At 65.5% G+C, this 12,432-nt stretch carries 8 protein-coding genes, 1 tRNA gene and 1 pseudogene; 1 reads left to right on the forward strand and 9 read right to left on the reverse strand.

All coding sequences use genetic code 11. The annotated features are described in order from the left end of the window. Window positions 1-24: 24 nt before the first annotated feature. The 9 genes and pseudogenes from KYG_RS17560 to KYG_RS17595 all read right to left on the reverse strand — a co-directional run bounded on the left by KYG_RS17560 (window position 25) and on the right by KYG_RS17595 (window position 9,492). Entirely contained in the window at window positions 25-1,878 is a 1,854-nt protein-coding gene (locus tag KYG_RS17560) for an integrase arm-type DNA-binding domain-containing protein (RefSeq protein ID WP_008906277.1), read from the reverse strand. Window positions 1,879-2,116: 238 nt separating this feature from the next. Then, window positions 2,117-2,190: transfer RNA gene (locus KYG_RS17565), tRNA-Gly, on the reverse strand. 179 nt (window positions 2,191-2,369) lie between these two features. Continuing rightward, the gene (locus tag KYG_RS17570; protein WP_008906278.1) at window positions 2,370-3,860 is read right to left on the reverse strand and encodes an NAD-dependent succinate-semialdehyde dehydrogenase; all 1,491 of its coding nucleotides are present in this window, start codon (window positions 3,858-3,860) and stop codon (window positions 2,370-2,372) included. Between the two features lie 215 nt (window positions 3,861-4,075). Next, window positions 4,076-4,747, reverse strand: a complete 672-nt coding sequence (locus KYG_RS17575; protein WP_008906279.1) for a GntR family transcriptional regulator — start codon at window positions 4,745-4,747, stop codon at window positions 4,076-4,078. Window positions 4,748-4,788: 41 nt separating this feature from the next. Continuing rightward, window positions 4,789-6,169: pseudogene (locus KYG_RS17580) on the reverse strand (FAD-dependent oxidoreductase). Then, window positions 6,166-6,450: a (2Fe-2S)-binding protein gene (locus tag KYG_RS23965; RefSeq protein ID WP_085942615.1), complete on the reverse strand. Its 285-nt coding sequence runs from the start codon at window positions 6,448-6,450 to the stop codon at window positions 6,166-6,168. The pseudogene KYG_RS17580 and the gene KYG_RS23965 overlap by 4 nt, the downstream one beginning before the upstream one ends. Beyond that, window positions 6,447-7,562: an FAD-binding oxidoreductase gene (locus KYG_RS17585; RefSeq protein ID WP_008906281.1), complete on the reverse strand. Its 1,116-nt coding sequence runs from the start codon at window positions 7,560-7,562 to the stop codon at window positions 6,447-6,449. The genes KYG_RS23965 and KYG_RS17585 overlap by 4 nt, the downstream gene beginning before the upstream one ends. A 27-nt stretch (window positions 7,563-7,589) precedes the next feature. Then, window positions 7,590-8,537, reverse strand: a complete 948-nt coding sequence (locus KYG_RS17590) for a 4-hydroxyproline epimerase (protein ID WP_008906282.1) — start codon at window positions 8,535-8,537, stop codon at window positions 7,590-7,592. A gap of 37 nt (window positions 8,538-8,574) precedes the next feature. Continuing rightward, entirely contained in the window at window positions 8,575-9,492 is a 918-nt protein-coding gene (locus KYG_RS17595; protein ID WP_008906283.1) for a dihydrodipicolinate synthase family protein, read from the reverse strand. A 252-nt stretch (window positions 9,493-9,744) separates the two neighbouring features. Here KYG_RS17595 and alaS point away from each other — a divergent pair, with 252 nt between their 5' ends. Next, the gene (gene alaS / locus KYG_RS17600; protein ID WP_008906284.1) at window positions 9,745-12,372 is read left to right on the forward strand and encodes an alanine--tRNA ligase; all 2,628 of its coding nucleotides are present in this window, start codon (window positions 9,745-9,747) and stop codon (window positions 12,370-12,372) included. Window positions 12,373-12,432 lie beyond the last annotated feature (60 nt).

Genomic DNA, 12,432 nt, shown 5'->3' on the forward strand with positions numbered 1-12,432 from the left:
CGCCACGATCCCGCATTCCTGCTGCTAGGCAACCACGACTCGCGGCAGGGTCCATTCGCTTTCCTTCACGGCTGTGCTCACGGCCATGACGAGCTTGTCGAGATTGCTGGCCGTCACGCCCTCCAGTGCCGAACGCCCCCGCAGCATCGAGCGCGGCTGCAGCAGTGCATGGTAGAGCTGCCAAGGGTCCGCACCCCTGGTCAGCTTGAGGACGGACTGGATCTGCTCGTGCTTGAGTGGGTCGAGGTGCCAGTCCGGCACGCGCTGGCCGCGGTTGCCCACGTTCAACGCCAGCAAGTTGCCCGCCTTGATCTCGTAGCTGATCCACCTGCGGGACTTGCCCGCCATCTTGGCAAACGCCGCGACGGGAAGGTTGTGCGGCGCTTCGAAGACATCGAACAGTTCCATCCTCTCGCGCTGAATGTCCGAAGGCACCAGCGGCGCGGCCGATCGAGGGGGCGGAACCGCCGGCAGCCGATGTGTGGCGGCAGAAACCAACGGCATGGCGTCACCCGGCTTCGTCACCAGCAGGATTGGCGAAGCGGCAACCGGCGTGGAAGGTGCGCTTGCGGTTTGCTCATTCGGGAACGCGGGTACGCCTTCCAGATGCACGGTGAGCGGCATGCTGGCCGCCTCGACCTGGTTCTGCTCGAAGAGGTCGAGCCGATCGGCCCAGTCCTGCATCATGCGGCGACGCTGCTCCACGTACTCGGCATGGTTGTAGGTCGCGCTGACCTTGTTGGGATCGACATGCGAGAGCTGTGCATCCACCCAGACTTTCGGGTAGCCGATCTCGTTGAGCGCGGTGGACATCGTGCCGCGAATACCGTGTCCGGTCAGGCGTTCCTGATAGCCCATGCGCTTGAGCGCACCATTGAGCGTGTTCTCGCTGATGCGCTTCTTCAAGTCGCTGTCGTGCCGGAACAGGTAGCGCTGGGCCGGCTTGAACTCATCCAGCAGGTGCCGGACGATCTCCATGGCCTGAATCGACAGCGGCACGATGTAGGGCGGGATGTCCTTTGGCTGCTGCCGCTTCTTGCGCATATCCAACTGGAGTTGCTTCACGACGTCGGGCGGGATGATCCACAGCCCACGGTCCAGATCGAATTGATCCGGCGTCGCCTGTCGCAGCTCTCCGGTTCGCACGCCAGTCAGCAGCAATAGCCGAAGCCCGAGTTGGGTCTGCCGCCTGCCGCGATAGCTGCGCAGCCGCTGCAACAGCTTCGGCAGCTCGGCCATGCGCAGGAACGGGTTGTGGTTGACAGGTGGCAGCGGCAGCGCCACCACATCGAGATCGGAGGCCGGGTTCTGCTCCAGGCCCGGCACGATCACCAGCGCGTAACGGAACAGTTGGTTGAACCACGCCCTGACTTTCTCGGCGACGGAGAGCGCCCTGCGCTTCTCGATCTTGGCGATCACCTCCAAGAGGTCGGGACGCTTGATCTCATAGATCGACCGTTTGCCCAAGGTGGGCAGCACATCCTTGTCGAAGATGCGCGGAAGTATCGAGAGGGTCGTCTGCCGGCCTTCCTTGAGGCTGAGCCCGCGATGCTTGAGCCACTTGCGATACACCGCCTCGAAGGTGTTTTCGTCGGCGAGCCGGACAGCAGTGCGCTTCTGCTTGCGGTGAACGCGAGGATTGGTGCCTTTGGCCAGCAGGGCGCGCGCTTCGTCGCGTAGGCTGCGGGCCTCGCGAAGCGTCACCTCCGGGTAGGTGCCGAGCGACATCCGCTTCTGCTTGCCCGCCCAGTAGTAGCGGAAGTGCCAAGTCCTGCCCCCTGCAGCGGTGACGGCCAGGGAGAGGCCATCCAAGTCAGGGAGGGTGTATGCCTTGCCTGTTGCCTTGGCCTGTCGAACGGCCAGGTCTGAGAGTGCCATGCTCTTGCTCCTGAACATGAGTCAGGAACCAGATGCTGGTCACGTCGACCTCGCCCCTCCATCAACAATCCGGAATCAGCCGCGCCCGCAAAAATGGACTTGTTTGTGGACTTAAAAGTCCCGGCTGTAGGCGGATCGCAGTGGACTACGGCAGAACATCAAAGAGAGGAAAAGTCTTTGTGCGGCAACGACTTGCAGACTCTCTTGGACTTCTGCGGAAGTCCGCAGATTGATACAGTGGAGCGGGTGATGGGAATCGAACCCACGTTATTTGCTTGGGAAGCAAGAGTCCTACCATTGAACGACACCCGCGAAGCCGCCGATTATAGGCAGCATCCTGTGCGTTGCCGGGCTGGTCGTGGCCATCGGCCCAAAAAAACCGGCAGATCCAGTGCGTGCTGGATACTGCCGGATTTTTTTGGTGTTTTTGGCTCCTAGCGCTTATCCAGAAAGCGCAAGCAGCTATCAAAAAATGAGTTGATCAAACCCCGTCATTTCTGGACATCGCCCACGCACAGGTACTTGATCTCCACGTAGTCATCCATGCCGTGGTGCGAGCCCTCTCGGCCCAGGCCCGACTGCTTGACGCCGCCAAAGGGCACATGTTCGGTGGCCAGGATGCCGACGTTGGCGCCCACCATGCCGTATTCCAGCGCCTCCGTCACGCGGAAGATGCGGCCCACGTCGCGGCTGTAGAAGTAGCTGGCCAGACCGAACTCGGTGTTGTTGGCGGCGTCTATGGCCTCCTGCTCGGTATTGAACTTGAAGATGGGTGCGAAGGGGCCAAAGGTTTCCTCGCGGGCGCACAGCATGTCGGCCGTGGCATTGGCCACCACCGTGGGTTCGAAGAACTGGCCCGAGCCCAGGCTTTGGAGGCGCTGGCCGCCCGCCACCACCTTGCCGCCCTTGGCCAGGGCGTCATCCACATGGCGCTGCACTTTTTCCAGTGCGGCTTCCTCGATCAGCGGGCCTTGGTTCACGCCGTCTTCAAAGCCATTGCCCACCTTGGCGGTTTTGACCCTGGCCGCAAACTTGGCGACAAACTCGTCGTACACGCCTTCCTGCACATAAAAGCGGTTGGAGCACACGCAGGTCTGGCCCGCGTTGCGGTATTTGCTGGCAAAGGCGCCTTCCACGGCGCTGTCGATGTCGGCATCGTCGAACACGATGAAGGGCGCATTGCCGCCCAGCTCCAGCGACATCTTCTTGACCGTGGGCGCGCTCTGCGCCATCAGGATGCGGCCCACTTCGGTGGAGCCGGTGAAGCTGATGTGGCGCACCACGTCGCTCGCGCACAGCACCTTGCCGATGGCAATGGAGTTGTCGCTGTCGGCCGGCAGGATGTTGAACACACCGGGCGGGATGCCCGCGCGCAGGGCCAGCTCGGTGGCGGCCAGGGCGGTGAGGGGCGTCAACTCGGCGGGCTTGATGACCACGGGGCAGCCTGCGGCCAGCGCGGGCGCCACCTTGCGGGTGATCATGGCGAGCGGGAAGTTCCATGGCGTGATGGCCGCGCACACGCCGATGGGCTGCTTCAAGACCAGCAGGCGGCGGTTGTTGTCAAAGGTGGGCAGCGTTTCGCCATTGACGCGCTTGGCTTCTTCGGCAAACCATTCCACAAAGCTCGCACCATAGGCGACCTCGCCCTTGGCTTCGGCCAGCGGCTTGCCCTGCTCGGCGGTCATGATGCGGCCCAGGTCGTCCTGGTGGGCCATGAGCAGGTCGAACCACTTGCGCAGGATGGTGCTGCGTTCCTTGGCGGTCTTGGTCTTCCACGGGCCCCAGGCGGCGTTGGCGGCGGCAATGGCGGCCTCTGCATCGGCCGGGCCCAGGTTGGCCACATCGGCCAGCTTGAGGCCGGTGGCCGGGTCGTTCACATCAAAGCGGCTGCTGCCAGCCACCCACTGGCCGTTGATGAGGCCATCGGTCTTGAGCAGGGTGGGGTCGTTGAGCAGGGCGAGGGGGGATGTCTTCATGTCCATGGAGGTCTCTCATCAGCAACGCAAGAAGGAAGGGGGCAAGGGTAGCGCCAAACACCTTGGCCGACTGTCGCGTCGGCAAACCTGTGCTGGCATTGGGGGTAGAAGAAAAATATGAATTAAATAGGGCTCCAGCGCTTATGCAAAAAGCGCAGATAGCTATAAAAATGGGAGTATTTTTAGCGGGTCGGGTGCATGCGCTAGCGGCGCCTGCGGGGTTAGCGGTCGATGATGCGCCGTGCAAACTTTTCCAGGTAGTCCATCAGCTGCTCTGCACCTGCCATCGCCCGGGCTTCGTCGCCGCTCGCAATGCCCTGCGCCAGTTGCAGGTGCGCGCGGGCGCCTTCTGATACCTCGCCTTCGTGCTGGTAGGCGTACCAGAAGCGGCGGCACTGCACGATGAGCGGTTGCACGCATTTGACGGCCGAGTGGTTCTGGCTGGCCTGGTGGGTGACGAGGTCGAGCGCATGGTCGGCCTGCATGTAGCCGTCCAGGTGGCCGCGCGTTGCGGCTTCCATCATGTTTTCGGCGCACCGCACGATGGCCTGGCGCTGCGGCGCGGTGGCGCGACGGGCGGCGTTGGAGGCGAGCAGCCGTTCCAGCACGCGGCGGGTCTGGATCACGTCCAGGTGGTCGGCAAGGTCGATGTGCGACACCAGCAGCCCGCGCCGGGGCTGCTGCACGATGAGCCCGATGGACACCATGCGCAGCAGCGCCTCGCGCACCGGCGTGCGGCCCAGGCCGGTGCGCTCCGCAATCTCGGCCTCGACCACCGGGCTGCCGGGCTGAAGCTGCAGCGTGGAAATCATGGTTTCGATGGCGTCGTAGGCCACGTCTGCCGCGCGCCGCTTGGGCGCTGGCTCTGGCGGGTGGGCGAAGGTGGTTGTCATCGTGCGCAATCCGGCGAAAGTGGCGGCATCTTAGAACCCGCTCAGGGTCTTTGCGCAGATCGCGCCGCAGCCCCATCGGCGGGGTGGGACGCTACTGGCGCTGCAGGGCTTTGGGGGGTGGCAGGTGGTGCCGCTGTGGCCAGTGTGCCGATACGCGCTGGCGCCAGCAGGTGCCGTGGGGGTGCAGGCACCCAGCCGAACAGGTGCTGCGTGGCTGCACCGCAGATGCGGCCCTGGCAGGCGCCCATGCCGCAGCGGGTGTGGAGCTTGGCATCGATCCAGCCGTCGCGATCGGCCAGCGCAGTGTAGGGCACGTCTTCGCAGCGGCACACCAGGGTGTCGGGCTGCGCCAGGGTTTTGAGTGCTTCGTTCAGTGGAAACGAAGCCTGCAACGCCTGCGCAAAGCCCTCCCAGTGCGCCAGCTGCGGGCGCAGCGCCTGGGCCTGTTGCACCTGTCCCGCCGCAGCATGGCCTGCCATCTCGCCCTGAACCAGTGCACGTTCGCTGCCGCCAAAGCCGGTGGCTTCACCCGCGGCGAACACACCGGGCACGCTGGTGCGCATCTGTGCATCGACAGCCAGGCCCTGGCCACCGCTCAGCGGCCCGCCCAGTGCGCAGCCCAGCATCTGCCCCCAGGTGGGTGTTGGGCACCAGCCCGAACCCGCAGGCCACGCGGTCGCAGGCCATGGTTTCTTCGGCGTGATGGCCTTTGCGCAGCCTCACTGTTTGCACCTGGGTGGTGCCTTGGACTTCCAGTACGTGGCTACTGGCGCGCAACTGCGAGTGAAGCAGGGTGAGGGCCTGCACCGCCTTGGCAGGCCAGCGCGGCAGTTGCGCTGCAAAGCCAGCGAGCGCGCTCCACGGCGCCTGCTCGGCCACGCGCACCACGGTGGCTCCGGCCTTTGTGGCCGCTGCCGCAGCGGCCAGCAGCAACGGGCCGGTGCCTGCAATGACGATGCGCTGGCCGCGCACGTCGAGCCCCGCCTTGATGAGGGCCTGCAAGGCGCCTGCACCCGTCACACCGGGCAGTGTCCAGCCCGGGAAGGGCAGCAGCAGCTCGCGGGCGCCGGTGCACAGGATGATGCGGTGGCTGTGCTGGGTCCAGCCCCGGTCAGCGTCTTCCAGCAGCAGGGCCGGGGCCTTGTCGCCGGATTGCGGGTCACCCAGGCCCACCACGCGGGTGCCAGGCAGCAGGCGGATATTGGTGTGCCGGGCCAGCGCCGCGCGGTGCTGTTGCGCCAGGGCGGGCAAGACCACCTGGGGGCCATCGCGCCAGATTTGCCCACCGGGCTGCGGGTTGTCGTCCACGATGGTGATCGCTGCCCCGCTGGGCGCGGCAGCGAGGGCAGCCGCCAAACCTGCAGGGCCTGCGCCGATGATGAGGATGTCGCAGCGCTCGTGCGCCGGGTGGTGCTGGGTCATCGTTTTGCGCTCCCAGGGGCGGCGCCGACGTCGGTGTGGATCAGCATGCCCTCGGCGCAGTCCGTCTGACATGCCAGGCGGGTGCGGCCATGGATGCGCACCCGGCATTCATGGCACACGCCCATGCCACACAGCGGCGCCCGGGGCTCGCCGGTGACCGAAGTGCGTGTGGTGCCCGGTGCTCGCTGGGCGAGAGCGGCGGCGACGCTGGTCCCTGCTGGCACCTGAAGGGGCGTGCCATTCACGACGATCTGCACAAGAGAGCGCGCGGCTGGGGTCATGGGTGGCTCAGGCCCGCAAAGCGTGCAGGTGCATAGGGCGAAGGGTCGATCAATGGCGTGCCTCCGGTGATTTGCGCCGCCAGCAACTGCGCGCTGACCGGGGCGGTGGTCACCCCCAGCCCTTCATGGCCCACGGCCAGCCACAGGTGCGGGTGTTCGGGGTGCGCGCCAATCAGCGGCAGGCTGTCGGGCGTGGCGGCGCGAAAACCGGTCCAGGTGCGGATGGCATTGAGGTCGGCCAGGCCGGGCAGGTAGTCGAGTGCACGTTGCAGCATGCGCGCCATCACGGCGTTGTTGACGGCGGGGTCGGTGGTGTCGAACTCGCGCGACGAGCCGATCAGCAGCTGCCCTGTGGGCCGGGGCTGCACGTTGAAGGCCACCGAGGTACCGTCGCTGTGGTGGGCGCTGGTGATGTAGCCCAGCTCCACCAGCTGGTGGTGCACGGTGCCCGGGTAGCGGTCGGTGATGACGAGGTGGCCTTTTTTGGGGCGCAGCGGCAGGCCAGGGCACAGCTGCGGGGCGTGGATGCCGCTGGCCAGCACGATGGCGCCTGCACTGCGCTGGCTCCCGTCGCGCAGAGTGACGGTGTTGCCGTTGATGTGCATCGCTTCGGCCTGCTCCAACACAAGGTGCCTGTGGGCTGCGGCCTGGTCCAGCAGCCACTGGGCTGCGCGGGGGGCATAGACCACGCTGTCGCCCTGCACCTTGAGCGCTCCCGCCAACCCGGGGCGCAGTGCGGGTTCTGCGCGGGCCAGGGCGGCCGCGTCGAGCATGTCGCAGGCGATTCCGTGTGCTTGCAGGGTGCTGCGTTTGTCATGGGCCGCCTGCAGCTCTGCATCGTTGGCGGCCAGCCAGAGCGTGCCGCAGGGCGTGAACGCACAGCCCGCATCCATGTGGGGTGCCCAGGTGTGCCAGAGGTCCAGCGATGTCTGGCTCAGCGCCAGTTCGGCAGCGTTGTCATCCATCACCACCAGATGGCCCATGCCCGCCGCCGTGGCGCCGCCGAGGCGCGCATCGATCACGCGCACCGACAGCCCGGCCTGCGCGAGGGCATGGGCACAGGCCGCGCCGACGATGCCAGCGCCGATCACAAGGACATCGGTGGTTTGCATGGGGCCGTGCGGATGGAAGGAGGCGGTTTACAGCCGGATGCCCCAGCCGAACGGGTCCGCCTCGTCGATCAGCAAGGTCGCTTCCGCGCTCATGTAGGCGCGGCCACGCATTGTGGGGATGACCTTGCCATCGTCCTGCAGCGTGTAGCTGGCCTCGAACTGGCTGCCGATGATGCTGGCCTGGCGCCAGAGTGCGCCCGGTGCCAGCTTGCCGTCAGCCGCCAGGCAGGCCACCTTGGCGCTGGTACCCGTGCCGCAGGGCGAGCGATCATAGGCCTTGCCGGGACACAGCACATAGTTGCGACTATCGGCGGGGTCATCGGCTTGGTCATCGTCGGCAAACAGCTCGATGTGGTCGATCTCGCCGCCGTCGTCACCCCGAATGCCCTGGTCTTTGAGGGCCTGCTGCACGGCGCAGCTGTAGCCCATCAACGCCTCCAGGTTGTCGCTGGCTACACGCTGGCCGTGGTCCGAGATCAAGAAGAACCAGTTGCCGCCCCAGGCCACATCGCCGACCACGCGGCCATAGCCGGGCACCTCGATGGCCAATGCGTGGTGCAGCCGGTAGGCGGGCACGTTGCGCACGCTGACCGATCCATCGGCGTGCAGGGTGGTGGTGACGGTGCCCACGGGTGTCTCGATGCGGTGCTCGCCAGGCTGGATGCGGCCCAGGTAGGCGAGCGATGCGACGAGGCCGATGGTGCCGTGGCCACACATGCCCAGGTAGCCGCTGTTGTTGAAGAAGATCACGCCCGCCGTGTTGGCAGGGTCTTGTGGCGCACACAGAAGGGCCCCCACCACCACATCGCTGCCACGCGGCTCCAGCACGGTGGCGGCCCGCCAAGCGTCGTGGCGCTCGGCCAGCAGCGCACGCCGCTCGGCCATGGTGCCAGTGCCCAGGTCTGGAAAACCGTCGATGACAAGCCGGGTCGGCTCGCCGCCCGTGTGGGAGTCGATCACGTGGATGCGTTGCATGGTGCTCTGGTGGTGGTGCAGTAGGGCGCTCAGTGTCTCAGGCGACAGACTGGTATTTTGTAGGGCGCGTGGCCAGGGCCTTGCGCACCACGCTCTCCACAAACGCACGTTCGTCGCCCACCAGGGGCAGGCGGGGGCGGCGCATGTGTTCGGTGCCCACACCCACCAGTGCGTCGATGAGCTTGAGGTTCTGCACGAGCTTGTTGGACACATCCAGGTGCAGCATGGGCGTCATCCACTGGTAGAGCGGCAGTGCCTCGGCAAATTTGCCAGCCTTCATCAGCTCGTACAGCGCCACGGTCTCGCGCGGGAAGGCGCAGCCCACGCCGGCCAGCAGGCCGTCGCAGCCCAGCGCCAGGCCTTCGTAGGCGAGGTCGTCCACGCCCAAAAAGAGTTGGTAGCGCTCGCCCACGGTATTGCGCAGGTCGGTGATGCGGCGGATGTCGCCCGTGCTTTCCTTGATGGCGGCGATCCACTCGCAGTCGGCCAGCTCCAGCATGTGCTCGGGCTTCAGGTCCACGCGGTAGGCCACGGGGTTGTTGTAGACCATGAGAGGGCGCTGGGCGGCATGGGCCATGGCGCGCACGTTGGCCATGGCTTCGCGCGCGTCGGCCACGTAGATCACCGAGGGCATGACCATGTAGCCGGCCACGCCGAGCTTGTTGCCGCCGTCGATGTACCGCAGGGCCTCGCGGGTGCTGGTTTCGGACACGTTGGCGAGCACTGGTACGCGGCCGTCAGCGGCTTCGAGGGCGATCTTGGCAACCTGGAGCTTTTCTTCCAGCGTGAGGGTGCTGGCTTCGCCCAGCGAGCCACAGGTCACCAGGCCATGGATGCCGTTGCGGATCTGGAAGTCGATGTGGCGGGCCGTGCCCTCGGCGTCGATGGACTCGTCGGCGTGGAACTTGGTGGTGATGGCAGGGAAGATGCCTTGCCAGCGGGGTTGTGGGTTCACAGGGTGCTCCTTGGGTGCGATGGGCGATGAAGTTATTAATATATTAACAAGATATTTGAATGGCGCAAGCGGATTTTCAGCACTCCTTGGACTGGTCGCAGGCTCCATCTGTACGGGTCTGTCTCCCTCCAGCCACGTGCCACAGACCTGCAAACCTATAATGAAAGGTTGGTCCCCATAGGGGCAGCGACAGGCAACGCCCAGGTGCGCAGCCTGCGGCCTGCCTGCTCCGTGCATCCACTCCATAACACCATGAGCACTCCCACTTTTTCTGTCGCTGACATCCGCAAGTCCTTCCTGGACTTCTTCGTCTCCAAGGGCCACACCGTGGTCGCGTCCAGCCCCTTGGTGCCGGGCAACGACCCCACGCTGATGTTCACCAACTCGGGCATGGTGCAGTTCAAGGACGTGTTCCTGGGCACCGACAAGCGTTCGTACAACCGGGCGGTGTCCGTGCAGGCCTGCCTGCGTGCCGGTGGCAAGCACAACGACCTGGAAAACGTGGGCTACACCGCGCGCCACCACACCTTCTTTGAAATGCTGGGCAACTGGTCGTTTGGCGACTACTTCAAGCGCGAATCGCTCAAGTGGGCGTGGGAACTGCTGACCGAGGTTTACAAGCTGCCACCCGAGCGCCTGCTGGCCACGGTGTACCAAGAGGACGACGAGGCCTACGACATCTGGACCAAGGAAATCGGCTTGCCACCCGAGCGCGTGATCCGCATCGGCGACAACAAGGGCGGCCGCTACAAGTCCGACAACTTCTGGATGATGGCCGACACCGGCCCCTGCGGCCCGTGCAGCGAAATCTTCTATGACCATGGCCCGCACATCGCTGGCGGCCCTCCAGGCAGCCCCGATGAAGACGGCGACCGTTTCATCGAGATCTGGAACAACGTGTTCATGCAGTTCAACATGGACGAGACGGGTGCCGTGACCCCGCTGCCCGCACCCTGCGTGGACACCGGCATGGGCCTGGAGCGCCTGGCCGCCATCCTGCAGCACGTGCACAGCAATTACGAGATCGACCTGTTCGACCAGCTCATCAAGGCCGCTGGCCGCGAGACCGGTGTGACCGACCTCAACAACAAGAGCCTGCGCGTGATCGCTGACCACATCCGCGCCACCGCCTTCCTGGTGAGCGACGGCGTGATCCCCAGCAACGAAGGCCGCGGCTACGTACAGCGCCGCATCGTGCGCCGCGCCATCCGCCACGGCTACAAGCTGGGCAAGAAGACCCCGTTCTTCCACAAGCTGGTGGCCGACCTGGTGCGCCTGATGGGCGATGCCTACCCATCGCTGCGCGCGCAGGAGCAGCGCATCACCGAGGTGCTGAAGGTGGAAGAAGAGCGCTTCTTTGAAACGCTGGCCAATGGCATGGAAATCCTGGACGCTACCCTGGACGGCGGCGCCAAGGTGCTGCCCGGCGACGTGGCCTTCAAGCTGCACGACACCTACGGCTTTCCGCTTGACCTGACCAACGACGTGTGCAGGGAGCGCGACGTCGAAGTGGACGAAGCCGGTTTCAAGACCGCCATGGAAAAGCAGAAGGCCCAGGCCCGCGCGGCCGGCAAGTTCAAGATGGACAAGGCGCTGGAGTACAGCGGTGCGGCCAACCAGTTCACGGGCTATGAGAATCTCGCGGAGACTGCAAAAATAGTAGCAATCTACGTAGACGGGACAAGCGCTGCAGCCCTGAAAAGTGGTCAAAACGGTGTGGTGGTGCTCGACACGACCCCGTTCTATGCCGAAAGCGGCGGCCAGGTGGGTGACGAGGGCGTGATCACCAGCGGCTCGGCCAGGTTTGCGGTGGACGACACCCTCAAAATCAAGGCCGATGTGTTTGGCCACCACGGCACGCTCGAAGAGGGCACGCTGAATGTGGGAGACACGGTGCAGGCCCAGGTGAACACCGCCGTGCGCGCCGCCACGGTGCGCAACCACTCGGTCACGCACATCATGCACAAGGCCTTGCGCGAAGTACTGGGCAGCCACGTGCAGCAAAAGGGCAGCCTGGTCAATGCCGACCGCACACGCTTCGACTTCACACACAACGGCGCCGTGACGGCGGCTGAAATCCGCGAGATCGAACGCCGCGTCAACGAAGAAATCCTGGCGAACCAGCCCACGCAGGCTCGGGTGATGGACATCGAATCGGCCCAGAAGACCGGCGCCATGATGCTGTTCGGCGAGAAGTACGGCGAAACCGTGCGCGTGCTCGACATCGGCACCAGCCGTGAACTGTGCGGCGGCACGCACGTGCAGCGCACGGGCGACATCGGCCTGTTCAAGGTGGTGGGTGAGGGCGGCGTGGCTGCTGGCATCCGCCGCATTGAGGCCGTGACGGGCGCCAACGCACTGGCGTACTTGCAGAACCTGGAAGACACCGTTAACCAGGCCGCCAGCACCCTCAAGGCGCCGGTTGCCGAACTCAATGGCCGCATCAGCCAGGCGCTGGACAACGCCCGCGCGCTCGAAAAGGAAGTCGCGGCCCTGAAGGGCAAGCTGGCCTCCAGCCAGGGCGATGAGCTGGTGAACCAGGCCGTGGATGTGAAGGGCATCAAGGTCCTGGCGGCCGCGCTGCCTGGCGCCGACGCCAAGACGCTGCGCGACACCATGGACAAGCTCAAGGACAAGCTCAAGACGGCCGCCATCGTGCTGGCTGCGGTGGACGGCGACAAGGTGCAGATCGCTGCGGGCGTCACGGCCGACAGCGTGGGCAAGGTCAAGGCCGGCGAACTGGTCAACTTTGTCGCCCAGCAAGTCGGCGGCAAGGGCGGCGGCAAGCCCGACATGGCCATGGCTGGCGGCACCGATGCCTCCAGGCTGCCAGCGGCGCTGGCCTCGGTCACAGGCTGGGTGACGCAGCAGCTGGGCTGATACCCGCAGCGGGGCACCATGGCGGCGCGGGTCGCTGTGGCGGGGTGGCCCTTGTTGCCA

Origin of the sequence: Acidovorax sp. NO-1 (assembly GCF_000238595.1) — a bacterium.
GTDB lineage: Bacteria > Pseudomonadota > Gammaproteobacteria > Burkholderiales > Burkholderiaceae_C > Acidovorax.

Excerpts from the sequence above, each read along its gene's own strand:
- KYG_RS17560 (WP_008906277.1), bottom strand. The coding sequence starts at position 1,878 with ATGGCACTCTCAGACCTGGCCGTTCGACAGGCCAAGGCAACAGGCAAG.
- KYG_RS17570 (WP_008906278.1), bottom strand. The coding sequence starts at position 3,860 with ATGGACATGAAGACATCCCCCCTCGCCCTGCTCAACGACCCCACCCTG.
- KYG_RS17575 (WP_008906279.1), bottom strand. The coding sequence starts at position 4,747 with ATGACAACCACCTTCGCCCACCCGCCAGAGCCAGCGCCCAAGCGGCGC.
- KYG_RS23965 (WP_085942615.1), bottom strand. The coding sequence starts at position 6,450 with ATGACCCCAGCCGCGCGCTCTCTTGTGCAGATCGTCGTGAATGGCACG.
- KYG_RS17585 (WP_008906281.1), bottom strand. The coding sequence starts at position 7,562 with ATGCAAACCACCGATGTCCTTGTGATCGGCGCTGGCATCGTCGGCGCG.
- KYG_RS17590 (WP_008906282.1), bottom strand. The coding sequence starts at position 8,537 with ATGCAACGCATCCACGTGATCGACTCCCACACGGGCGGCGAGCCGACC.
- alaS (WP_008906284.1), top strand. The coding sequence starts at position 9,745 with ATGAGCACTCCCACTTTTTCTGTCGCTGACATCCGCAAGTCCTTCCTG.